A 2,103-nucleotide genomic window follows, 5' to 3' on the forward strand; every position below is an offset into this window, starting at 1 on the left:
ACCACCACGAAGCGACGCATCATTTCGTGGTCCTCGTGGGACAGGATGTGGCAGTGCCAGACGTATTCGCCGGGGCGATTGAAGGTGGCGATAATGCGCGTCACCTGGCCCGGATAGGCCAGCACCGTGTCCTTCCGGCCCTGCTCGTTGGGCAGCGCGGGGCTGCGGGTGCCCGCCAGCGCGATCTGCGTGAGGTAGGCGCCGGACGCCACCCCGCCCGGCCCCATGGGCTTGGGAACGAGGGTGCCGGTGAAGGGCTGGCGATCGAGCACCCGAAAATCGACCAGGTGCAGGTGAATCGGGTGGGCATCCACCGTGGTGTTGTGGATCTCCCAGATCTCGGTGCTGCCCGCCGTAATGGTTTCGGTGACCGGATCGGTGTACAAAAAAGTACCGAAGCCCGGGCCGGCCGGATTGCCCGGCGCCGGATTGACCGTGCCCAGCAGGGTCTGCAGGCGGCCATAGCTATCCAGCCCTTCGAACAGCATCAGCTTGCGCACCTTGGCGGCGGCGGTATTGGGCACCGGCAGCGGGCCATGCACCGGGCGCAGGTTGGTCGGAATGGTGGCGCCGGTAAGAAAGGACAGGCTGAGGCCGAAGAAGCCGACAGGCTTGGTCACGCTGAAGGCCATCACCCGGTCGGTGGTGCCGGCCAGCGGCGCCGCGCCGTTGGGGAAAGGCGAGCCGGCGCTGTTCTTCATGATGACCTTGCCGTGCCACCACCAGCGCACCTTCGAGAAATCCACCAGCACGTCGGCGCGCTCGCCGGGAGCGAGGGTCAGGCTGTTGAGGGCTACCGGGCTGTTCATCAGGCCGAGGTCGGTGCCGATCTGCCAGAAACCGAGGGTGTTTTTGGGGAAGTTCTCGAAGTTGAAGCTGAGCGTGTAGACCCTTGAATCGGAACCATTGAGCAGGCGCAGGCGGTACAGCCGCGGTTCGCAATCAAAGCGCGGCCAGGGCGCGCCATTCACGACGATCACGTCGCCGAAGAATTCGGGCAGGTGGGTGGGCGTGGGCGCCTGCGGGTTGGCCGGATCGGTGGCCGGGTAATTGAGGGCGCCCGAAACTGCAAACTGGCGATCCTGGATGCACAGCGGCAGCTCGTAGGGGTAAGCGGGCAACTGGCCGGCCTGGACGAGGTAATCCTCGTTGCTGTCGCGGATGAAATAGTTGCCCGCCAGACCCATGTAAACGTTGAGCCGGGTCACGCCGAGGGCGTGGTCGTGATACCACAGGTGCCCGGCTTCCTGGCTGTTGTCGAAGGTGTAGGCGGCGCTGAACAGGCGGCCCTGGTAGTCGGGCATGCCGTCCTTGTTCACGTCGGGCGTGGCCCATGCGTCGGGCAGGCCGTCGCTGGCGGTGAGCTGGTCGCCACCATGGCGGTGGGCCACCAGCGGCACCGGGGCGCGGCCGCCGAGGTTGCCGGGGTTGGCCCAGTCGATGGTGGTATCCACCGGCAGGCGATGGGGCAGCGGGCCGGCGCTGTTCATCAGTTCATTGACGTAGCGCACCGTGATCGGCACGCCGCGGCGCACGTTGAAGCTGCGGCCGGGATAGGACGGCGCCTGGGTCGTCGAGCCGTAGCCCCACAGGGTCGTCTTCAGCGCCTTGCCGGTGCTCGGGTTGACGAGCCCGAGCGCCGCCTGGAACTCGCGGATCTTGAGCGTGTAGGCGGTGCCGCCCGCTGCGTCCGGCGCAAACAGGTTGGCCGGATCGAGGGGATTGGACAGCAGCGTGGTGAACTGCTTTTTCCGCGTGCTGCCGAGAAGCGTCGGAGCGGTTTGCCCGAAACTCCACGGTGAGATGAGGGAGGCCGCAAGACCCGCTCCGGCGGCCTTGAGTACGCTTCGTCTGTTTGCCATGGCTGAACCCCTGGGTAACACGCGCCAGTGCGCGCGGTTCCGTACGCTGTCCGTACGAACTGCAGGGGCTTTCCCCTGCGCCAGCGAGTATCCCGCGCAGGACAAATGAGAATCGTCACAAGTAGCAATTACATTAAAAATGTAACGATAAATTTCAAAATCAATACAAACGGGCCGATTTTGGCGCGCGAACACATGCCTGCGGCCGCCAGATCAGCGGCCGTGACGGGTGGTGAGGGTA

Annotated in this window: 1 protein-coding gene; it reads right to left on the reverse strand. The window is 65.2% G+C overall.

Annotated features, from left to right (window positions below; genetic code table 11):
• Positions 1-1,862: multicopper oxidase (locus Q1W26_RS19110; RefSeq protein WP_300443361.1), on the reverse strand; the 1,862-nt coding region annotated here is incomplete at its 3' end.
• Between the last annotated feature and the right edge of the window lie 241 nt (positions 1,863-2,103).

The organism is Zoogloea sp., from assembly GCF_030157465.1.
In the GTDB taxonomy this organism is placed as follows: domain Bacteria; phylum Pseudomonadota; class Gammaproteobacteria; order Burkholderiales; family Rhodocyclaceae; genus Zoogloea.